Below are 22,904 nucleotides of genomic sequence, written 5' to 3'. Positions count from 1 at the left end.
TTTGATTTTTCACTGTTCATTTTTCATTGCTCATTGCCTTAAAAGGAAGAAAGGTCATAAAATCAGCATGATGTACAATGTACGCCTCTGTAGTGCGTTTCACCATATCACCTTCACCCGCATGTGCCGCAATGATATGGCAGACTTCCGGTGGAACACCACAGGATTCAGCCAGCGAAACACCCGAAAACGGATGTCTCAACAGTTTGCCATATTTTCCCTGAAAGGAATTCCCGTTTTCATCCAGCTCGTATTCCAGAAGCTTGCCCACATCAGCCAGGATAGCGCCAGAGATCAGGACATCCATGTTGACCGGTAGCTCACTCTTGAAGAACTCGTTCATCTTCATGCCACTTTCGCGGGCAATGTGAACTACCGCCCGTTTGTGGTCCATGAAACTGACTTTCAGATCCGGTCCACAAAGAAGCGTGAACGGAATCCGGTGCAAATCTTCGGGTGTTAGCATGCTTCTTTCCAATGCCCAACGCCATGTTTCTGCGGTCTCGTCGCGGAGTTCCTCATCTTTAATCCAGAGCAGCTCCGGCCAAAGATCGTATACTTGTTCCAGATTGCTCATCACTTCAATTTTTCAATGATAGCATCGGCCATCTGTTGCGTCGAAGCGGCACCTTTTTCAACTACATCGGGCCGTCCCGACATCTTCATCATATCGTATGTGCGGACTTTGCCCTCGGCTACCACTTCCGCGATAGCTTTCCGGATTTTGATGGCCTTGTCATTTTCACCGAGATGATCCAACATCATGCAGGCTGATTCAATCATGGCAATCGGATTGACAATCGACACATCGTAATCGGCATACTTCGGTGCGGAACCATGCGTCGGCTCGAATACAGCCACTTCGTCGCCCATGTTGGCGCTGCAGGCAAATCCCAAACCACCAATCAATCCGGCAAAACCGTCGGAGACAATATCACCGAACATGTTTCCGGCTACAATCACTCCGTAATCTTCCGGATTCTTGGTCAACCACATCATCTGAGCATCGATATTGGTATTCCAAAGAGCGATATCGGAATATTCCTGCTGAATCTCTTTCGCCATTTTGTACATCATTCCCGAAGTTTCACGAATCACATTAGGCTTCTCACAAAGCGTTACCGACTTGTAACCATATTTCGCAGCATGAACAAAGGCGGCGCGAAGAATGCGTTCAGTCGCTTTTTTCGTAAAGATTCGGGTCGAAACCGATAGCTCATTCCGGGGAACCGAACCGAAGTTCTTCACAAACTTGGGATGCGTCATCAATGCATCATAAACTTTGTCGTCCGGATCACTCCACTCCACACCTCCGTAGAGGCCTTCTGTATTTTGACGGAAAATAACCACATCCACTTCAGGTTCTTCGACGCTGTTTTCCTTTCCGCGACGAATGAAGTTGAGCGGATTTCCCTTATAAGTATGGCACGGACGCATGCAGATATCGAGATTGAAATGCTGACGCAGACCAACAATCGGGCTTGAATACACCAGGCCTTTTTCCCTCAACTCGGGCGAAAGTTCGTTAAGTGCTTCTTCCTTCGGTTTCGAAGTAATCGCTCCAAACAATCCCACTTTGTGCTCTTCCAGAAGTTTGATAGTACGCTCTGGCAGCGGATTTCCCTCTTTACACCAAAACTCCCAGCCAATGTCACCTTCTACGTAATCGGCTTCAAATCCGGCTGCTTCCAGTACCCTGATGGCTTCGGGAAGGACTGTCTTTCCAATGCCGTCGCCCGGCATCGCTACGATGGTTCTTTTTGCCATAGTCAATTGATTTTTTAGCACGCCACTGATTTTTGGCACTCAGAGGCGTTGCGCTCGTTTGTTTTTAAATCGGCTTGGTCGCTAATATTGGTTCAATTTTCTGTTTTCTTTTCTTCGACCTGCCGCACCACGTCAATCACAGTTCCGTCCACCCACTTGATGGCGGCGATAATCTTATCTGTGAACACAGGTTTTTTCGGTTTTCCGCAAATCCGTTCCGCTTCCTCCTTCAACTCTTCAATGGTTCGAATAGGAAGACCGGAATCTTTCGCTTTTTCGATTAAATCCTTCCGCAAAGGATTAATAGCTATGCCCCTTTCAGTCACAATAACATCGATAAGTTCACCCGGTCCACAAAGCGTGGTTACTTCATCCACAATCACCGGAATGCGGTCACGGAAAAGCGGCACCGGTAAAATGACCGTTTTGGAGAAGAGGCAATTTTGCCATCCCCCAAGTCCGTGTAATAACCTCCCGTCGGAGTGTGTTACCACATTAGCATTGAAATTCACATCCACTTCGGTAGCACCTAAAATCACCACATCCACCAGACCGGCAAAGTTTCCTTTGCTGTGGTAGTTGTAACTGGTAAATGGACTGGTCCAGGTATGATTAGGATTATCGCGCATGGAACGAACACCTTCCAAATCAAACGTCTGTCCGTCGAGTATGTACTCCACCAACCCTTCTTCCAGCATCTCCACCAGGTATTTGTTGCTCCCACCACGGGCAAACCGCGCTTTAATACCTTTCCGGCGCATGATTTCACCAAAGTAAATCCCGATGGAAAGGGCGGTTCCTCCGGCTCCTGCCTGAAACGAAAATCCATCGCGAATGATGCCGGTTGCTTCACAGAATTTAGCCGTCACCTCCGCAATCAGCAGTCTGTCTGGGCTTTTGGTAATCTGCGTTGTTCCGGAAACAATCTTCTCCGGAATACCGATTTTCTCCACTTCAACAGTATAATCCGCATAGTTTCCCTGAATTTGCCACGGCACACAGGGAAATGGCACCATGTTATCAGTTACCACGATAACTTTATCAGCATACTGCGAATCGGCTAAAGCAAACCCCAGCAAACCACTCGCTGATGGTCCATTCAAGCCATTGGCATTACCAAACGGATCAGCACAAGCTGCACCAATCACGGCAATATCGATTTTCACTTCACCGTCCTGCACCGCCTGGTAGCGTCCGCCATGCGAGCGCAGAACAGCCGTTTTTTTCATTTTACCTTCCGAGCAGAACCGTCCCAACGGTCCGTTCATGCTTCCTTCGATGTGGCTGATAGTACCATCTTCCAGATAAGGAATCAAATGAGCATGGCACGGAAAAGATGCTGACGGATACCAACGAATATCTTTTACGCCCAGCTCCTTCACCACATCAAAAACCATGTTGGCAACCAAATCACCGTCACGAAAGTGGTGATGCGTCGAAATGGTCATACCATCTTTGAGCCCGGCTTTCAGCAGCGCTTCTTTCAACGAAGCAACCTGTTTATTTCCATCAGCTGGGTAATCGGCATTCGTCGGAATTACAGATGCATGTTTTTTTCCTTCCGGACGATATTTCCCCACGCCCATAAAAGGAACCACCGGCTCTCCGTTTATTTCAGACGGAACCAGCCGTCCGACTGCGTTATATATCAGATCTTCATTCATGATTTTCTCTCCAATTGGTTGACAGTTTACCCGATTGAATGGCCAGTTCGATGGTGTGAACAGCACGTTTCACCACAGGGGCATCAATCATTTTCGAACCAAGGGCAACAACGCCCAGGCCTTTTTCCCTGGCTTGTTCGAAAGCCTCCATAATGCGTTTAGCCTTCTCAATTTCCTGTCCATCGGGGCTGAAACCTTCGTTGATAACCGGAACCTGACGTGGGTGAATACATCCCATCCCGGCAAAACCTAGCGCTTTCGATTCGAGCACGTTATTGCGCAACGCCTCCATATCATCAATTTCGGAGAAAACCGAATCGATCGGCTGAACACCAGCAGCACGGGCAGCATTCACCACTGCGCTGCGGGCATAAAAGGACTCTCTTCCTTCAGCTGTTCGTTGAGCTCCCAGATCCGCTGTATAATCTTCCAGACCAATAGCCAACACAGCGACATTCGGCGAAGCTGATGCAATCTCATAGGCGTTCACTACGCCCAAGGTGCTTTCGATAATCGGCATCAGGTAGATATCGGTGTTTTCCTGTCCCAATATTTTTTCGATGCGCTCTTCGACTTGTACAATCTGTTGGGCATTTTCGCACTTGGGGATCAAAATCAGGTTTACCTGTTCGGGAATGATGTAGTCCAGATCTTCGAGCCCGGCAGGCAGTTGATTGATACGAACCATCCTTTCGGCATCACCAAAATCAACAGCTCGTAAAGCATTACGAACCAACAATCTGGCCTCGACCTTTTTGTCCGGAGCTACCGAATCTTCCAAATCGAGAATGATACCGTCACTTCCGTAAATACCGGCATTGAGCATGAGTTTCGGATTATTTCCCGGTAGGTACAAACGGGTTCTCCGGGTTCGATCGCGGCGGGTCCGGTGAAGATTTCTTGTTTCGACTGGTAATAAAAAAGATTCTTCCGTTCCGGTGAGTTCGCGAATGGCTGACTCAAGACGTGCTGCGGTGACAAACGGCAAGGCTCCTTTGTCTTCAATTTCGACAAACACATTCCGTAAATTGTAGTGAATCAATACTTCGTGACAAAGCTCCCGGATGGAATCACCATACAGGCTTTCAACTTTGCTTTGTAACCGGATTTCAGTTGCCTGTTGTTCAGTTTTGGTCATCTGAACAAAGCAGTCCGAGCGTACGCTGTCTCCACGGTTTCCGGCTGTTGCAGTCATGGGCATTTGGGTTAATGATTGACTAATTAATTATTCAGTACCCTCCTACTGCTGCTTTCCGTCAATTTGGGTGCTAAAATCGACTGAAAAGTTAGCCAATTAAATTCCTGAAAATCCTGATAGTTATCAGGGGTAACCCCATGTTAAACAGCATACACAAGATTGTCGAAAAACATATAATATATCCCGAATAAGATTATCACGCACGCATTTTATTTATAATTGCATCCCGATAAAATAACATTCCGAAAGTCACTTATATCTATATGTTCCTGATGTAAAATCAAGAAGAATTCCTCTCTATCTGAACTTATTCTAAACCATAACATTTTTTAGGTTTTCTTCATGAATATTAAAGCAACGAATCCAATGCATTACAACATCTTCGCAGTAGAATTCTTTCAGTAAAAACCGAACTTTTATTATTTATGAGAGCATTGCTACTCGTTGCTATTTTACTTATTACCAGTACAGAATTGTTTGCCCAAAACAGGCCCGATTCGACCTTCAAGTTCTCCGGTTTTATTTTCGACAAGGACTCCATCCCCGTGGAAGGTGCATATGTCATCAACTACCGAACCATGATGGGTATGGTAACAAACCAGGACGGCCATTTTTCGCTAACCTGCCAACCCGGCGATTCACTGATGGTTTCTCATATCTCCTACGAAAGAAAAATCATTAAAATCAAAAGCTATAATATCATTGCTCCACCACAGGCATATTACCTGCATTTTGCTGCACACGAAATGAGTCCGCTTATTATTCAGCAGAATCCGAATAACATGAAATATTTTGCTAAAAACATCGACCTGATGAACAAGCAAATCAAGAAAATGATTCATTCGCTGGGACCACAAGGAGGTGCACCTTCGGTCAATATGTCCACTAATCCGGCATTGGGCGGAGGCGTCGGTGTCAGTTTTAGCCTGGCAGAGGTCGCAACCATTTTCCACAAAAAGAAAACACCCGATGACATCCGAAGGGAAAAAGCCATTCACGAAGCACACCGTACCATGATTCTCGATTCTCTACTGCGCGTCGGTGTTTACCGCGAAGGCATGGTCGACAGCATTATGGTCACGCGAAACTGGGATTAATCCTATTTCAATTTCATCGTTTGTTTTCAAATCACTTTCGTAATTTTATTTCGGTAACCCGAAAAACAAACTTATGAAAGCAACAGATAACGAATCCATTCGTAACATAATCGCTCAAAGAAAAAAAGCACACCAATTCTACCAGAAGAATTCGAAAGTCTACCAGACTTTTGTCGAAATGGAACAACGCACTTATCAGGACGGGGCGCTCGCTAAAAAACACAAAGAACTTATAGCTACCGGAATTTCTGTTGTTATCAATTGTGAATCGTGCATGGAGTGGCACATCAAACAAGCCATCGATTCCGGTGCGTCGCAGGAGGAAATTATCGAAGCCATTGAAGTAGGAATCGAGATGAGCGGTGGCCCCGGTACCGTTTCGGCGCGATTTGCCATGGATGTTCTGGATTTTTACCTTCATCAGGAGAATGAACGAACCGATCTTACATAACTTTTTAAAAGTTGTCTCCAAAGATCGGAAATTGCTTAGATTTAGACCTGGAAGTACGAATTTTAACCTATTGCATATGAAACTGAAGCACCTTTCTACTTTGTATCTGATTGCCTTTTTGCTACTTGGCCTCTTTTCCTGTAAAAACAAACCAACGGCCAAAGAAAACAACTCCGGCCAAATTGCCGTGATGGCTTATTATGCCGGCGATGCCAATAAAATCGACCAGTATAACCTTGGCGAGGTTACGCACGTCATCTACAGTTTCCTTCATCTGAAAGGAAATGAGCTGGCCTACGACTCTCCGGAGGATAGTCTTGGTGTAGCGCATTTGGTTGCCTTAAAGGAAAAATATCCGGACTTAAAAGTCATGATTTCACTCGGTGGCTGGGGCGGCTGCAAAACCTGCTCCGAAGTTTTCTCAACTCCAAAAGGACGCAAGACTTTTGCCCTTTCGGTGAAGAGAATCCTTGACAATTCCGGCGCCGATGGACTCGACCTGGATTGGGAATATCCCTCCATCGAAGGATTCCCGGGCCATCAATTCCTTCCGGAAGATAAAGACAACTTTACCGCTCTTGTTACGACCCTGCGAGAAACGCTTGGGAAAAAGGCAATCATTAGCTTTGCAGCGGGCGGTTTCCAGCAGTTCCTCGAAAACTCCATCGATTGGAAAGCAGTAATGCCGGAAGTCAACTACGTAAACCTCATGTCGTACGACTTAGTAAACGGCTACAGTAAAGTGACGGGCCATCATACGCCGCTCTATTCCAATACATCGCAAACTGAATCGACCGATAACGCGGTGAAATACCTGGAGAAAGCCGGAGTTCCTTCCAATAAGATTGTGATCGGTGCAGCTTTCTATGCCCGCGTTTGGAAAGGCGTGAAGAATGTCGATAACGGCTTGTACCAGGCCGGCGTTTTCAAACAAGGTGTTGGATATGACAAGTTTGATTCTATTTTATCGCCACAACAAGGCTTTAAGGCGCATTGGGATAGCGTAGCACAGGCTCCGTACATGTATAATGAAAAAGACAGCTTGTTCGCTACTTACGACGATCCGAAATCGGTAGCCTTAAAAACAAAATACGCCATTGATCAACATCTAGGAGGTATCATGTTCTGGCAGCTTGCCAACGATAAAATGAAGGATGGTCTGCTGGATGCAATCTATAAAGCCAAAGAAACAGCAGAAAAATAAAACTCATTATTAGTTGAGCTCCAAAACGCATCGATTTTCTTCGGTGCGTTTTTTATTACTCAAATGGCAACGCATATGATTTTACATCACAAACAAATGATTTGAAAGAGGTTATCACAACACCTGTTTTCAGGCATCTTTTATGTTGAATGCATTCCGGTTCATTTCACTATTTTTAACATCGCTGGTCGCCCGACAGGCTTTCCGGCGTGAACACGATTCATTAACCGACAAAAAAGTGAACCCGTGAAAAAACAATCGTTTTTCCTCTTGACTATGATCATTCTACTGTTTGCTCCTGCTATGAGTCAGGCACAGGCCGGTAGTCCAATTCCGGCAACAACCGTAAATGACGTCCTTCAGAAACTAACCGAAAAATATGGTGACAGCACCGCCGAACGAATGGAACGCGGTGTAAAGCATGCCGCTTCGTTATGGCGAAAAGATGACGGTTCGGCGAAAGAGTTTACCTCATTTTGCATGGATAATTACATCAACGATGCCAGCCAGCGTGAGGCTTTCTTCAAGAGAGTCAGCCAGTACATGGAAGCGCTGAACGGCCATTTTGATGAGATAACACTTGCCTTGCAGAAAAATGTGCAGTTGGCTACCGGCCCAATGCTTCCCATAGACAAAATGTTCGCCGGCTACTCGGTCGGCTCGCATATGCTGTCGGACTTCTACCGGAACAAAATTGCATTTGCCGTTGCGCTCAACTTTCCTTACTATCCGTTAGCTGATAAGGAGAAATTTGCGCCAATGTGGAGCCGTGAAGAATGGGCTTACGCCCGATTGGGTGATGTTTTCTCTGCGCGTGTTCCGGCTGAACTGGAGCAAGCTTACGCCGAAGCGAACAGCAATGCCGACCTTTACATTTCGGAATACAACATCGAGATGGGACATTTGCGCACCGACGACGGCCAGCAACTGTTCCCGGACGATATGGTACTGCTGTCGCACTGGAACCTTCGCGATGAGATTAAGGCTGATTATGCTGATAAAGCAAAAGGTCCGAAAAAGCAGGATATGATATATGAGGTTATGAAACGAATCATCGACCAGGATATTCCCGTGAAGGTAATCAACAATCCGGCTTACGAATGGAAACCGTTTGCCAACAAGCTTTACAGCAACGGTAAGGAGATTGCTTTCAAACCAGAGCCAAACACCCGTTACCAGCAAATCCTGAACAATTTTCACGCTTTACGTGCTATTGATGCTTATTATCCGGACATGGACACGTACATCAAAAGGAAGTTTTCGGGGGAGATGGAAATTCCGCAGCCGGAAGTGGAAGCGCTGTTCGATACTTATCTTCGTTCTCCGGAACTGAAACAAATCGGTGAGCTAATTGCTGAACGACTGGGACGTCCGCTTCGTCCGTACGACATTTGGTACGATGGTTTCAAAGCACGTAGTTCGATACCTGAGCAGACACTCAACGAAAAGACAGAAGCATATTATCCCGACCCGAAAGCTTTCAAAGAAGATATGCCGAACCTCCTGAAACAGCTGGGCTGGTCAGATGAACGAGCAAACTTTATCGCTTCGAAGATCGCTGTCGATCCGGCCCGCGGTTCCGGACATGCCTGGGGCGCACAGATGATTGGCGAAAAATCGCATCTGCGTACACGCATTCCTTCTACCGGAATGAATTACAAAGGATACAACATTGCCGTTCACGAGTTCGGCCATAATGTGGAGCAAACGATTTCGCTTTACAACATGGACTACTACATGATGCACGGCGTTCCGAACACCGCATTTACCGAAGCACTGGCGTTTATTTTCCAAAGCCGTGATTTAAAACTGTTAGGTATTACCGACGATAATCCTCAGGCCAAATACCTGAATGCGCTCGATAATGGCTGGTCGCTCATGGAAATTATGGGTGTGGGAATGGTTGATATGAAAGTGTGGAAATGGCTGTACGCGCATCCAAATGCTGATTCAGCCGAATTGAAAACGGCCGTTATTAATATCTCGAAAGACGTTTGGAATACATACTTCTCGCCGGTTCTTGGGACGAAAGACGAGCCGATTCTGGCGATTTACTCGCACATGATTTCGTATCCGTTGTATCTGCCGGCTTATTCATACGGTCAGCTCATCGAGTTCCAGCTGGAAGAATATTTGAAAGGAAAGAATTTCTCAGACGAGATCGATCGCATATATGAACAGGGCCGCCTTACACCACAGCAGTGGATGGAGGAAGCTGTTGGACAAAAAATTTCAGCTCAACCTGTTTTGAATGCAGTGGACGAAGCCCTGAAAGTCATTAAATAGCCTGCTTTTCCATACTAAAACAGGGCATCTCCGCTGAAGAAGGTGCCCTGTTTTATTTTACTTTTATTCTTTACTAGCCTCTACCCTGATAATGAATTCCGGCGTGTTCCCGAATACTATCAAGTGTTTTCATTAGCTCAAAACTTCGGCTGTAGGGCATCACTTCACTCTCTTTTTTGCCTTCATCCAGACACTTCATCACTTCCACTGCTTCCAGCTTCATACCGCACTCGTCATCTTCCCAGGTATAACGAACCGGATCAGTTCCCCGCGAACGGGTCTCCAGTTGTTGATGTAAAATTCCTCTCCGGGTAATACGTAGTATGCCTTTTTCACAAAAGATATCGCACCCCGGTCCCGAAGCGGTATAGAATGAGGAATATAGCGATGCAAATACACCTTCCGGATAGTCGAACCGCATGGTCAGGCTGGTATCGATGCCGCGGTCAGTTAGGGCAGCCGATGCAGATATATCTTTCGGAGAACCTAAAAACCAAAGTGCATCGAACACGGCATACAGGCCGATATCCAATAATGAACCGCCACCCAACTCCGGATTGAAAAGTCGTCCCTGCGGATCGTAAGGAGCTGTATTAAATCCGAACCAGCCATGCAGGTACTGAATTTTCCCCATCTCGCCCGATTCAATAATCTCTTTCGCTTTGCGATACGAAGGTTGAAACGGGGTAACAAAGGCTTCCATCAGCAATACATCATTCTTCCGGGCCACCTCAAACATTTCAATCACCTCTTTCAAATTCAGCGAAAGCGCCTTCTCGCATAACACATGCTTTCCCTGATTCATGCACATAATGGCATGCTCTGCGTGGTGCGAGTGCGGCGAAGCCACATACACCACCTCCACATCCGGCTCGGCAGCCAGGTCTTCGTAGCTTCCGTAAGCTTTCTTCACATGAAAATCGGCTGCAAATTCGTCCGATCTGGCCTGATTACGTGAACCGACCGCAACTATTTCAGCATTATCGAGGGTTTGTAATTCCGTAGCAAATTTTCGGGCAATCCGTCCGGGAGCAAGAATTCCCCATTTCCAGGTTTTCTTCATAGCTAATTTTGTTTTGCATAAAATTAAAAAATCAGCGATGAATCCCCAAAGTTAGCTCGGGTGAAACACATGAACATCATCTTGCTACTCTTAGCCGATAACTCCCAACTCAATGGATTTTTATGCTTCAAATTGAACACTAAATCTCTTCATCCTGTTCTTTAATAGAATGAAATACTTCCAGACCAACCATTTTCATTCCTAAACATTAAAAACATTAGCTTATGCAGGAAATATTCAGCAGTGACTTTTGGACCAAAGCCGCCACCACTCTTGTCGACTGGGCAATTAATAATGTTCCGTCCATTATCATCATTATCCTACTCTTTTTGATAAGCATGCGATTGCTGCATTTTTTGGTTAACAAGCTACACGGGCTTATCCTAAGAAGAGCCATGAAAGGTGATAACCAAAGTAATTTAGAAGCCGAAAAAAGGACCAACACGCTGATGGGGATTGTTCGCGGCGCCGGGAAGATTATTATCTGGATCATCTTCCTGATGATCTTACTGGGCAAATTCGGAGTCGATATCGGTCCCATTCTGGCTAGTGCCGGAATCGTCGGACTGGCTGTGGGTTTTGGTGCCCAGGAATTGGTTCGCGACTTCATTTCCGGTTTTTTCATCTTGCTCGAAGATCAAATTCGCATCGGCGACGTAGCCATTATCAACGGAACCGGCGGTGTCGTCGAAAAGATAGAGCTGCGTACCATTACCCTGCGCGACTTTTCGGGTGTGGTGCACATCTTCCAAAACGGAAAAATCAACTCGCTTTCGAACATGACCAAAGAGTGGTCGGCCATGGTTTTCGACATCGGCGTTGCTTATAAAGAAGATGTCGACCAGGTGATGGATATTATGAAGGAAGTAGGTGCCGATATGCAACAGGACAATGAATTCAAGGACAAAATTCTGGAACCGATTGAGGTTGTCGGGCTCGACCAATTTGGCGACAGCGCGCTGGTAATTAAAGCCCGGCTGAAAACACAACCGATTCAGCAGTGGGCCGTTGGCCGCGAATACCGTCGCAGGCTGAAAATAGCTTTCGATAAGGTCAACATCGAAATCCCGTTCCCCCATACCACTATCTATTGGGGAGAGGAAATCGCCCCGCTTCAGCTGCAGCTTAACAAAGCAGAGAAACAAATGAGCCAGCCGGTGAACAATTAATCGACCGGGATGCAGAAATATTTTGATCGGGATGAAAATATTTCTGCATCCCGATCAAAATAAAAAAGGATCGCGGAGGAAAATCAATGGACTCCGTAATCCTTTTTTTGAGTAGTTAAACAGCTATTTCCTGCGAAAGCAGAAGCTATTTTTTTCAATCACGAAAACGTTTCAGCAAATCATCATAAGCATCAATGCGACGATCGCGCAGAAACGGCCACCAACGGCGCACATTTTCCGAACGTTCCAGATCAACATCAACCAACAAATTGGCTTCCGAGTCATTTGGTGCGATTGTCAACAGTTCCCCCTGAGGACCAGCCACAAAGCTATTCCCCCAGAATTGAATTCCCTTGGTTTGTCCGGAATGATCAGGCTCATGCCCTGCCCGGTTCACCGAAATCACCGGAAGTCCGTTTGCTACGGCATGTCCGCGCTGCGAAATCATCCACGCATCGAGCTGACGTTGCTGTTCGTCTTTCGGGTCCGAAGATTCCCATCCAATGGCCGTCGGATAAATCAGCACTTCGGCGCCAGCCAAAGCCATTAAACGGGCTGCTTCGGGGTACCATTGATCCCAGCAAACCAGCACACCTAATCGTCCAACCGATGTATTAATTGGCTCAAAGCCCATATCGCCCGGGGTGAAATAAAATTTTTCGTAATAAGCCGGGTCGTCGGGAATGTGCATTTTCCGGTATTTCCCGGCAATGGAGCCATCTTTCTCGAAAACCACCGCCGTGTTATGATACAAACCGGGCGCCCGCTTTTCGAACAGCGAAGTGACGAGCACGATGCCATGCTCTTTCGCCAGTTTACTGTAATGTTCCGTCGACGGCCCCGGAATCGGCTCAGCCAAATCAAACTGACAAGTCTCTTCTGTTTGGCAGAAATAGAGGCTGTTGTGTAACTCCTGCAATACCACCAATTCAGCGCCTTCTTTCGCGCAAATGGCAATATTTTCCGTCGATTTATCGATGTTACTCTGAATGCTTTCAGAATTCTTCTGCTGAATCAGTCCGGCTTTTATTGTCTTACTCATAACTCTCTGGATTTTCGAATTCTCACAGCACACCTTCCGGAAACTGCATCGTCACGCAGTGCAGCGAACCATGCTGTTTGATTAGTGGCAAGCAATTGATACCAATAATCTCTCTTGCGGGGAAAGCGTCCTGCAGTATTTTTTTGGCTTCCTCGTCCTTATCTGTTCCGTAAAACGGAAGGAGAACGGCATTGTTCATGATCAGAAAATTGGCATACGTAGCAGGCAACCGGTCTCCATCATCGTATACCGCATCAGCCATAGGCAATGCCAGCAAACGATATGGTTTTCCATCCAACGTTGTGAACGATTTCAATTCATCTTCCATACGCTGCAAGGAATCAAAATGCTCATCTTCCGGATCGGTACATTTTACATAAGCAATGGCTTCTGCATCACAAAAACGGGCCAGCGTGTCCACATGACTATCGGTGTCGTCGCCGGCCAGATAACCATTGTTCAGCCACAAAACCCGTTTCAAACCGAAAATCTCTTTCAGCAAGTGCTCAATTTCCTTTTTGTTCATGTGTTCGTTCCGGTTGGGCGACAACAAACATTCAGCCGTTGTCAATACGGTTCCTTCTCCATCCGATTCGATGGCACCACCTTCCAGCACAAACTCCAGAAAGTTAGCATATCCGGCATTTGCCGAAAAAGCTTCTTTGCTAAACAAACGACGGGTAATTTGATTATCATGATTCGACGGAAACTTCTGGCCCCAGCCGTTAAAACGGAAATCATATAATATTGGGGCACCATCACGAAAAACCGTAATGGGACCATGATCTCGTGCCCACGTATCATTCGACGGCACTTCATAGAAATGCACGTTGGCAAGATTAATGGCTGCCAGCTTTTCTTTTAACTCTTTCGAATTCTGGCAAACAATCACCAACTGTTCACGCCGGGCAATTTCATTCGCTATCGCGATGAAACTCTCCTCTACTTCGTCCAGCATTTCCGACCAGTCGGTTCCGGCGTGAGGCCAGGTCAGCATCACTCCGCTCTGCGGATACCATTCGGCCGGCAAGAAAGTATTTGCACTTGCTTTCATCATGGCACAAATGTAGAATTTTTCGGTTATTGCTTATCGCTCTGAAAAGCGGATAATACCTCTTTCAGGAACGTATCATCACTGAAATGCTCCAACGAAAATCCCAACCGAACCACCACCAGCTTTTTCGATGGCATGATGAAAATACGTTGTCCCCGGTGACCATCGCAGTAAAACATGTCTTCCGGGGCATCCGGGATTGACTTATCTCGGTTCAGCCAGAACTGAGCGCCGTAGTTCCCTGTGGAAGCAGGAGCCGGTGTCCGGGTGTATTTTACCCACTCCGGAGAAACAATTGTATCGCCCTGCCAAACGCCGTTATTCAGGTACAACAGACCAAAACGGGCCCAGTCGCGAGCCGTAGCGTAACCGTACGATGAACCAACAAAGTTCCCGGCCGCATCGGTTTCCATGAGCATACTGCGCATCCCAATTTTGTTAAATATTTCCTTGCGGGGAAAATCCAAATATTTGTCGTCGTTGCCAATAATGTGACGAATCATTCCCGAAAGGATATTAGTCGTACCGGAAGAATAATACCACTGCGTTCCCGGTTTCACACCGTAAGGTGCTTTTACTGCGGCTTTGTATACATCTCCTTTTCGGTAAAGCATCACGGTTACGTCCGATACATTCCCGTAGTCTTCGTCCCATTTCAACCCGCTGCTCATGTGCATCAGGTTGTTGACGGTGATATTTTTTCGCTCGTCATTTTGCCACTCAGGGATGGGTGCCGGTTCATTCACATCCAGTTTACCTTCGCGACTTAACACTCCGAGCATCGTATTAATAATACTTTTGTCCATCGACCAGCCCCACATCCGGGTTTCCGGGGTAATGCCTTCTTTGGTCCAGTATTCCTCCCCAACCAATTGATTCTTATAAACCACAACCACAGCTGCGGTCCGTTTCAAATCTTCATCACCGTGATCGAAAGCATCATCCATTGCTTTCTTCAGTTTGGTGTAATTAATCTCCGGAAATATGGTATCCTTCAGCTGGTCTCCGTTCGGCCAGGCTACTTCAAACGGATCGGCTGGTTGCGGAGCTAATTGCTGATGCGATTCTGCTCTCACTTTACTTTCCGGCATATCGCCAACCAGCGTACAGCCCAGTCCCTCGCGGTAAACGGCAGTCTGATGGGCCATTCCCAGGAAGGAAGTCGTTACGGTCTTCTTCTTGTAATCAATCTTGCTATGTGTGTATTTCACTATGGAATAGTCCAAATCCTGTGCAATCACTTGATCTGCATTTCTGTGAGCGACAAAAACTCCGGAGGCCAAACATTTAGCTCCGTATCCCGTCGCGATATAAAATCGTGGATACTGCCAGGCAACCAATGCTACCAAGGCAAGAACAATCACAACAGGAACAATCCGTTTCAACTTCATATGTCAAAATTTTATGTTTCAAACCAAAGATAATGATAAATCCGTGACCGCTTAATGAGTCATCACACAACAAATGCATCCCAATATTCTTACTATCGATTTTTTTTTAATTTTGAATTTCAAATTGCCAGGCAAACCAAAGATTACATGAAAAAGGCACAAACCTTCCATTTAACTGAAGTTACCGACGCACCAACCCGTAAAGAATTTCTGACACTTCCGGAGAAGCTTTATGCCCAGGACAAAAACTGGTCGCACCCGCTTGATAACGACATCAGGGAAATATTGGACCCGAACCGGAACAGGTTGTTAGCTCACGGCGAAAGTCAATGCTGGATTTTGAAGGATGACACCGGTGAAACAGTTGGTCGAATCGCTGCCTTTTATGAAAAAGAATCGTCCGACCAGAATGAGCAACCGACCGGAGGCGTAGGTTTTTTCGAGTGCATCGATAATAAAGACGCTGCTTTCATGTTGTTCAACGCCGGAAAAGAGTGGCTAAAAGAACGGGGAATGGAAGCAATGGACGGTCCGGTTAGTTTGGGCATGCGCGATTCCTTCTGGGGTTGTCTGGTTGATGGATTTCATGAGCCTGTGTATAACATGCCTTATAATTTCTCCTACTACCGTGAATTATTTGAGGCATACGGCTTTCAGGATTATTTCCAGCAACATACCTATTGGAGGAAATTTGAGCCGGGAGGGTTGCACCCGGCCATCCGAAGGCGCGCCGATTACCTGCTTAGTCAACCCGAATATCAGGTAAAAATGATAGAAAAAGGCAACAAGCAATTTGCCTACGACTTCAAGGAAATTTATAATAAAGCCTGGGCAGAATTCAACGGGATCAAAGGACTGACGGACAAGGAAGCCATGGAGTTGTTGAAATCCATGGCACCGATAATGGACGAACGACTGGTTTATTTTGCCTATCATAACAACCAGCCCATCGGCTTCTTCGTCATGATGCCGGATATTGGGCAGATTATTCGCCGCTTTAAAGGCAAATGGAATTGGTGGAATAAGCTGAGATTCTTCTACCATCTGAGAATGGCCAAATCAATTGACCGCGTCATTGGACGCATCTTTGGTGTTGTTCCCGAATTTCAGGGAAAAGGCGTGGAAGGTGCAATGGTGATTGCCTTTGAAAGGGAAGCCATGAAACCGTCATTCCCCTACAAAACCCTGGAATTAAACTGGATTGGTGATTTTAACCCGGTGATGATGAAAGTCGCTGAATTCATCGGTGGTAAAATTTATAAAACGCACATCACCTACCGCTACCTCTTCGATCGCACAAAGGAATTCAAGCGGGCTCCGAAAGTAAACATGCCGAAAAGAAAACCGGCAACCACTTCTTCCTGATTTTCCCGTCAATTCCTACTTTTGCAAAGATGAATAGCAAGAGCGTACTTCTCGGAATGAGCGGCGGGACGGACAGTTCGGTAGCAGCCATGCTATTGAAAGAGCAAGGATATGAAGTGACGGGCGTAACCTTCCGAATGTTTGACAATAATGATCAGGAACCCAAATTCATTGCGGAAGCAAAAGCATTAGCCGAGAACCTTCAGATTCCCCACTACGTGATGGACATCCGGGAAGCGTTTGAGCAAACCGTTATTCGTTATTTCGAAGGTGAATACCTGGCGGGAAGAACACCGCACCCGTGTGTATATTGCAACAATCACATTAAGTGGGAATACCTCGCGCAAAAGGCGGACGAACTTGGCATCAACCATTTAGCAACCGGCCATTACGCCCGGGTCATTCAAACAAAAGATAAATTCTTCATTTCGCGCGGGAAAGATCCTGATAAGGAACAATCCTTCTTCCTTTGGGATTTACCACAGAAATACCTCGAACGAATCGTCTTCCCGTTAGGAAAATTGAATAAAACCGAAGTGCGTGATATGGCGGCCGACAGAGGTTTTAAAAAGGTGGCTGGAAAAAAGGACAGCATGGGTATCTGTTTTGTTCCGGGCAACTACCGGCCTTTTCTAACACAAAGATTAACGAACAAACAACTTCTTCCCGGGCCCGGAAATTTTGTTTCAACTACCGAAGAAATAATCGGTCGTCACAAAGGATACGTCTATTACACCATCGGGCAACGACGGGGTTTGGGCATTTATCTGAACAAGGCACTGTATGTAACCGCCATCAGGCCCGAAGCAAATGAAGTCGTCATCGGAAGCCGGGAAGATTTAATGACCGACCGGATTTTGTTGAAGGACTACCATCTGGTTGATTTAGAAGTAGCGCTCAATAATGAATTAATAACCAGGATTCGATACCGGAAACAAGCCACTCCCGCAACTCTTCATATTCTGAACCAGAACTACCTTGAAGTAAGACTTTCCGAATCCATTGTCAGGGAAGCTGCCGGACAAACAGCTACGTTTTACCTGAACGATAAAGTTTTAGGAGGTGGCTGGATTGTTGACGAAATACAAGAAGATTAAAGCGAAACTCCTTTATTCATGATTATTCCGGGCATTGGAATCAATTCGTGTAACACCGCCTGAGACAATGAACTTCATAGCTTCGGCCGGAGGAATTTCCAATCTTTTCACCCGTTCTACCGGAACAAAAAACAACTCACCTGCAAAACTGTAGGCTAACGGAAAATACACTGCCACCTTTTCCTCCAGGCCAATTTCTTCCAGCGATTCCTGGGTAATAAACCCAACTTTCCAGATATCTTCGGACTCACTCATCAAAACCATCACCGGTGAATTGAACTTCTTTTCCTTTCCCACAAATGCTGAAAACAAGTCTTTCAGCGAAGAGTAAATCAGGTTCAGGAAAGGTGTTCTCTCTAAAATTCCATTGAAAAAATTACGGAAAGGTGTTGCAACAATGCTTTCACCAACAAAACCGAGAATAACCAGCAAAACGAATATGATGAGGATTCCCAGCCCGGGCACACGAAAACCAATCCAGTCGTCGAGATAGGTGCTCAACAGACCGTCGGTGATATCAAAAATCTCAAAAACAAAGTAAATGGTCAAGGCCAGCGGTGCGACCATCAAAAGGCCCTGTAGAAAATAGGTGACCAACTTTTTCATTGCTTTCGGCTTTTACAGTTTTAGAGGCTGCAAAGTACGAATTTGCGCCTGTCCAAACGCTCTCTTTTCGTTAACAATGCAATAAGTTAATAACATCCATTCCGTCAAAAGTCGATGGTTGTGATGCCTAAAAGCGTTAGGATGTTTATTTTTTAATCTACTTTCTTTCAGTTACTGAAGATATTTGGCATATTGCATATTGTAATACAACGATTTGTGATGAAGAAGAATGCCCCGGAAAAGTGGATAAAGGCCAAACTGACGGCAGGATTCCTGATTGTATTTGTGATTGCTCTTTTGTTTTTCGGTATCAGCTATGTAAGCGTTGTTCGGGTAATCAAAAACCAGTCATATAACGACAGCTTCCCCCAGAAAATGGTACTTCTCAACAGGGTGCTTTCGCAAATGATTGAAGCGGAAGGATATGGCCGGATATACGGTATCACAGAAGATCCGAAATTCAAGGAACTCTACCATAATAAGCGCGACTCTATCGAGATATTGGTAAACGATTTGCACCAGTATTTTAACGATTCGCTGGCGTTAAGTCAGATTGACACCATCCAGGGATTGTTCACCGAGAAAGAACAGTTGATGGAAAGTCTGATTCAAATCAACATCATCAATCAATACCGGAAACAATACGGAGAGTTGATCAGCGTTATTCCTGACACACTTGAATACGAAATCACTACGACCAAATACACCTCCACATTTGTCGACTCTATGGAGAAAAAAGGGGCTCCGATAAAACGCAACACGCTTCAAAAGCTTTCCGATTTCCTTACGGGAAAAAAACCGGAACCGACAAAGTATAAAGTTCCGGTCATAGAGCAACGGGTCGATTCATCAAAAGTGAGTCACGTCCGGAAAGATTCCACGTTAATTCAAATCAAGCGGGAACTATCACAATTCCAGGCACAGCAAGCCAGATTTAACAGAGCGCTGAGTACCCAGGAGCAACAACTGGTTAAGCTCGACAACCAGATTATGAACAAAATTCGGGAGGTTGTACAATCGCTCGAAGATGAAGCTTTCCACATGTCCGCTATAAAGAGCCAGGAGATGGAGCAAATGCGGGGAAAAACCTTCAACCAACTGATTTACCTGGGAATTTCAGCGTTAATCATTTTTGCCTTATTCATTCTTTGGGTCAACCGCGATATTTTGCGCAGCCGCCGCTTAAACGATCAGTTACGCTCGTCGAAGGACAAGGTAGACGAATTGCTGAAAGTAAAAGAGCAATTCCTGGCTAACATGAGCCACGAAATCCGCACACCGCTTACCTCTGTCATTGGCTTCGCGGAATTACTTTCTGAAGGATTAGCCGACAAACCTCAGGCTGAAATGGCCAAAACACTACTTAGCTCAGCTCGTCACCTTCACCGGATGGTAAATGAGATTCTCGACTTTTCGAGAATTGAAGCCAACATGGTCAACCTGAGTGAAGATGAGATTGAAGCGAACGAGTTGATGAAAGAAGTCTTCGAAGAGATGAAGCTGGCTGCCCAAAACAAGAAAATTGGTTTCAGTTTCGAAGTCGAAGAAGGATTGCCCGATTTCAGTACCGACCGGATGCGATTAAAACAAGTGCTCATCAACCTGGTTGGAAACGCCATTAAGTTTACACAGGAAGGATACGTCAAATTCGTTGTCAGACGGGAAGATCATAAACTTGCCTTTGCCGTTACCGACACAGGTATTGGTATTCCGGAAGATCAAAAAGAGGAAATTTTCGAAGAATTCTCGCAAGTCGATAACTCGAAAACAAAACAAACCGGAGGCACAGGCTTGGGACTCTCGATTAGCCGCAGACTAATTAAATTAATGGGAGGCGCTATTTGGCTGGAAGGCGAAGAAGGCAAAGGAAGTACGTTCCATTTTACCATTCCGCTGAAAGAAGGTACCGGCAATGAACTGAAGGATGAAGTCATAACGCCCGATTTCCTTACCGGGAAGAAAGTGCTTTGTATTGATGATGACCCATTAGTGCACCAACTGCTGGAAGCACTCATTCGTGATATGAACGGTGAAAAAACTTCGGCCTACACACCTGTTGAAGCCCTGAATTACCTGAAAAAAGAGACTTTCGACCTGATTGTTTCCGACGTACAAATGCCGGATACCGATGGGATTTCGTTAGCCAGAACTATCCGCAAAGAATTCAGTTCGTACACGCCGGTTTTGATTCTTACTGCCAACCTGAGCGAAAGCCGCATGGAAGAGATTTCTCAGATAGAAAATGTGTGGGCCATGCCGAAACCATTTACCCGTATTTCTCTGGCCCAAAAATTCCATTCCATCCTCAACGGAAAAGATATAGAAGACCTTGAGCAAAAAGAGAGGGCGCAAGCAAGTTTCAGCCTCGATGAGATCAAAACCTTTTCAGGCGATGACGATGGATTATTGCGTACCGTAACCGAAACGTTCATCCTCAACGCAGACGAGAGCATTGCATCGCTGAAAAAAATGGAGAAAGAAAATGATGTTCCGGGAATCAGGAAAACAGCTCATAAGATGTTGACCGGCTTCCGGCAATTTGCCATTTCAGATGGAGTCGTTATTTTGAAGCACTTGGAAACAGCGGAAGATGATCCATCCAAGCGGGATACCATACGCGCATCCATTATTGCACTGAGCCAGTTATGGAATGATGTCAGGACAAAGATCAACGAAGAAGTATTGTCTTAGAGCTCGATATCGTACAAATGAAGTTTATTGTACAGCGTTTTTCTGTCAATACCCAGCAATTTGGCTGTCTTGGTTTTGTTGTAACGTGTTTTCTCTAACGCCTGTAAAATCGCCTCTTTCTCGGAAATATTCTTAATCTCTTTCAGGTCGTTAACCGGTTGAGCATTTTCCGGATAGCTTTTCACAGAGTTGTTGCGGTAGATCTCTTCAGGAAGTACTTCGCGGTTGATTCTCTCGTGCTTACAAAGAAGAACAGCTCGTCGAATAACATTCCTCATTTCGCGCAGGTTGCCCGGCCAATCGTATTGATTAAAAATACGTCGAACCTCATCGTCAAATCCAATTATCGACTTCCCGAATTCTGCTACTGCATCTTCCAGGAAGAATGCTGCAAACATCATCAGGTCACCGTCTCTTTCATGCAAAGGCGCTAAAGTCAACGTAAACTCATTCAAACGATGGTATAAATCTTCGCGAAAGCGACCGTCGTCGACAGCTTGTTTCAGATTCTCGTTCGTTGCTGCAATTATCCGTGCCTTTATCGGGAATTCGTTATTTCCACCTACTTTCCGCCCCATTCGTTCCTGAATAGCCCGCAAAAGTTTCATTTGTACATCGTAGGAAAGATTTCCAATCTCATCGAGAAAAATAGTTCCCTCTCCCACTGCTTCGAAGTGACCGGTCTTATCGTTCACAGCCCCTGTAAACGAGCCTTTCACGTGACCAAACAATTCGCTGGCAGCAATATCGGGATGCAATGCTCCACAATCGACCGCTACAAACGGTGCTTTTTTCCGTTTACTCAACTCGTGAATCCGGCGGGCAACATATTCTTTACCTGTGCCACTATCGCCAATAATCAAAACAGAAATGTCGGTCGGCGCAACCACACGGATATGCTCTTCTGTTCTTTTGGATTCTTCACTGCTTCCTACCAGGAATTTTCGCCCATTCTGTACAGGTTCTTTTGTTTTCTTTTCCTGTGTTTCACGCTTTTTCAGTCCCTCTTTAATAACGTGAAAAAGCTCGTCGGAATTAACAGGCTTGGTCACATATTCAAACGCCCCCAGCTTAACAGCTTCGACTGCCACACGTATATCTGAATAGGCAGTAATGAGGATAACGACCGTGGAAGGCGCTAATTTCTTGCTCTCTTTTAACACATCAATGCCAGTTCCATCAGGCAAGCGATAATCGGTTAAAACCAAATCATAAGAATTCTTTGCCAATGATTGACTGGCTTTTTCATAGTCATGTGCTGTATCGGCATCGAAGCCTTTTCGCTTTAAAAACCCCTGCAATAACATGCAGAAGGAGGTATCGTCATCAACAATCAGTAATCGGGGCATGTCCATCAATATCAGGCAAAGATTATCGGTAAAAAAAATCGGTTCTCGAATAAAGATAAAATTTTTAGCTCGAAACCCTTCTATTCAACGCTCAAAAGGTAAATGATAATATACAATTAAAAAATAAAAAAGCGGATTGTTCAAACAACCCGCTTTTATGTGAAAAACTTTAAATCGGTAGGATTCCTGACCTACCTTAGTGAATTCTCTCAAAACCTAATTTATAAGAACGCTTGACGTTACTCTGTTTAAACAATGGGAGCAGAATCGGCAGCCATCCCCCTTTTTTATGGCTGCCTTCATCTTTTCCCGGTCTTTCATGAGCAGTCAATAAACAATTTTGTGCCGTTAGTACCAGGATGAACAACCGGGTAATATCCCACCATTACACCGGAAGTTTTTATATTCCT

Annotated in this window: 18 protein-coding genes; 8 read left to right on the top strand and 10 right to left on the bottom strand. The window is 45.5% G+C overall.

The window, feature by feature from the left end:
* Nucleotides 1-16 precede the first annotated feature (16 nt).
* From GJU87_RS06220 to GJU87_RS06205, 4 genes are all read right to left on the bottom strand, one after another.
* Nucleotides 17-577 carry an HD domain-containing protein gene (locus GJU87_RS06220; protein ID WP_153638735.1) on the bottom strand — a complete coding sequence of 187 codons (561 nt, stop codon included), beginning with the start codon at nt 575-577 and terminating at the stop codon, nt 17-19.
* On the bottom strand, nt 577-1,767 hold the full coding sequence (locus GJU87_RS06215) for an isocitrate/isopropylmalate dehydrogenase family protein (protein WP_153638734.1): 1,191 nt from the start codon (nt 1,765-1,767) through the stop codon (nt 577-579). Before GJU87_RS06215 ends, GJU87_RS06220 begins: the two co-directional genes overlap by 1 nt.
* Nucleotides 1,768-1,859: 92 nt before the next feature.
* Nucleotides 1,860-3,431, bottom strand: a complete 1,572-nt coding sequence (gene citF, locus GJU87_RS06210) for a citrate lyase subunit alpha (RefSeq protein ID WP_194831461.1) — start codon at nt 3,429-3,431, stop codon at nt 1,860-1,862.
* Nucleotides 3,424-4,626 (bottom strand): aldolase/citrate lyase family protein, encoded by a 1,203-nt coding sequence (locus GJU87_RS06205; protein WP_228491876.1) that lies wholly within the window; start codon nt 4,624-4,626, stop codon nt 3,424-3,426. Before GJU87_RS06205 ends, citF begins: the two co-directional genes overlap by 8 nt.
* A gap of 428 nt (nt 4,627-5,054) precedes the next feature.
* Here GJU87_RS06205 and GJU87_RS06200 point away from each other — a divergent pair, with 428 nt between their 5' ends.
* From GJU87_RS06200 to GJU87_RS06185, 4 genes are all read left to right on the top strand, one after another.
* Entirely contained in the window at nt 5,055-5,726 is a 672-nt protein-coding gene (locus GJU87_RS06200) for a carboxypeptidase-like regulatory domain-containing protein (RefSeq protein WP_153638732.1), read from the top strand.
* Between the two features lie 73 nt (nt 5,727-5,799).
* Nucleotides 5,800-6,177 (top strand): carboxymuconolactone decarboxylase family protein, encoded by a 378-nt coding sequence (locus GJU87_RS06195; protein ID WP_153638731.1) that lies wholly within the window; start codon nt 5,800-5,802, stop codon nt 6,175-6,177.
* Between the two features lie 76 nt (nt 6,178-6,253).
* A complete protein-coding gene (locus tag GJU87_RS06190; protein WP_153638730.1) occupies nt 6,254-7,381 on the top strand; it encodes a glycoside hydrolase family 18 protein in 1,128 nt (375 codons plus the stop codon).
* Nucleotides 7,382-7,651: 270 nt separating this feature from the next.
* On the top strand, nt 7,652-9,667 hold the full coding sequence (locus tag GJU87_RS06185) for a hypothetical protein (protein WP_228491875.1): 2,016 nt from the start codon (nt 7,652-7,654) through the stop codon (nt 9,665-9,667).
* Nucleotides 9,668-9,740: 73 nt separating this feature from the next.
* On the opposite strand, the gene GJU87_RS06180 is transcribed toward GJU87_RS06185, so the two are convergent.
* Nucleotides 9,741-10,730, bottom strand: coding sequence for a Gfo/Idh/MocA family protein (locus GJU87_RS06180; protein ID WP_153638728.1), 990 nt, complete (start codon nt 10,728-10,730; stop codon nt 9,741-9,743).
* 224 nt (nt 10,731-10,954) lie between these two features.
* On the opposite strand from GJU87_RS06180, the gene GJU87_RS06175 reads away from it, so the two are divergent.
* Complete coding sequence (locus tag GJU87_RS06175; RefSeq protein WP_153638727.1) at nt 10,955-11,899, top strand: mechanosensitive ion channel family protein; 945 nt, start codon at nt 10,955-10,957, stop codon at nt 11,897-11,899.
* Between the two features lie 154 nt (nt 11,900-12,053).
* On the opposite strand, the gene GJU87_RS06170 is transcribed toward GJU87_RS06175, so the two are convergent.
* Genes GJU87_RS06170 through GJU87_RS06160 form a run of 3 tightly spaced genes read right to left on the bottom strand, consistent with a single transcriptional unit; the run spans nt 12,054 to nt 15,386 of the window.
* Nucleotides 12,054-12,941, bottom strand: coding sequence for a carbon-nitrogen hydrolase (locus GJU87_RS06170; RefSeq protein ID WP_153638726.1), 888 nt, complete (start codon nt 12,939-12,941; stop codon nt 12,054-12,056).
* 22 nt (nt 12,942-12,963) lie between these two features.
* Nucleotides 12,964-13,998: an agmatine deiminase family protein gene (locus GJU87_RS06165; RefSeq protein ID WP_228491874.1), complete on the bottom strand. Its 1,035-nt coding sequence runs from the start codon at nt 13,996-13,998 to the stop codon at nt 12,964-12,966.
* Between the two features lie 23 nt (nt 13,999-14,021).
* Complete coding sequence (locus tag GJU87_RS06160; RefSeq protein ID WP_153638725.1) at nt 14,022-15,386, bottom strand: serine hydrolase; 1,365 nt, start codon at nt 15,384-15,386, stop codon at nt 14,022-14,024.
* Nucleotides 15,387-15,533: 147 nt separating this feature from the next.
* Here GJU87_RS06160 and GJU87_RS06155 point away from each other — a divergent pair, with 147 nt between their 5' ends.
* On the top strand, nt 15,534-16,751 hold the full coding sequence (locus tag GJU87_RS06155) for a hypothetical protein (protein WP_153638724.1): 1,218 nt from the start codon (nt 15,534-15,536) through the stop codon (nt 16,749-16,751).
* A gap of 29 nt (nt 16,752-16,780) precedes the next feature.
* On the top strand, nt 16,781-17,848 hold the full coding sequence (gene mnmA, locus GJU87_RS06150; RefSeq protein ID WP_153638723.1) for a tRNA 2-thiouridine(34) synthase MnmA: 1,068 nt from the start codon (nt 16,781-16,783) through the stop codon (nt 17,846-17,848).
* Between the two features lie 12 nt (nt 17,849-17,860).
* On the opposite strand, the gene GJU87_RS06145 is transcribed toward mnmA, so the two are convergent.
* Complete coding sequence (locus GJU87_RS06145) at nt 17,861-18,454, bottom strand: DUF502 domain-containing protein (protein WP_153638722.1); 594 nt, start codon at nt 18,452-18,454, stop codon at nt 17,861-17,863.
* A 219-nt stretch (nt 18,455-18,673) separates the two neighbouring features.
* On the opposite strand from GJU87_RS06145, the gene GJU87_RS06140 reads away from it, so the two are divergent.
* Nucleotides 18,674-21,145 (top strand): ATP-binding protein, encoded by a 2,472-nt coding sequence (locus tag GJU87_RS06140; RefSeq protein WP_153638721.1) that lies wholly within the window; start codon nt 18,674-18,676, stop codon nt 21,143-21,145.
* Here GJU87_RS06140 and GJU87_RS06135 read toward each other — a convergent pair.
* The gene (locus GJU87_RS06135; RefSeq protein WP_153638720.1) at nt 21,142-22,494 is read right to left on the bottom strand and encodes a sigma-54 dependent transcriptional regulator; all 1,353 of its coding nucleotides are present in this window, start codon (nt 22,492-22,494) and stop codon (nt 21,142-21,144) included. The genes GJU87_RS06140 and GJU87_RS06135 overlap by 4 nt on opposite strands.
* Between the last annotated feature and the right edge of the window lie 410 nt (nt 22,495-22,904).

The organism is Prolixibacter sp. NT017, from assembly GCF_009617875.1.
Taxonomy (GTDB): Bacteria; Bacteroidota; Bacteroidia; order Bacteroidales; family Prolixibacteraceae; genus Prolixibacter.
The sequence above is the reverse complement of the archived record's forward strand: the minus strand, read 5'-3'. Positions and strand labels throughout refer to the sequence as shown.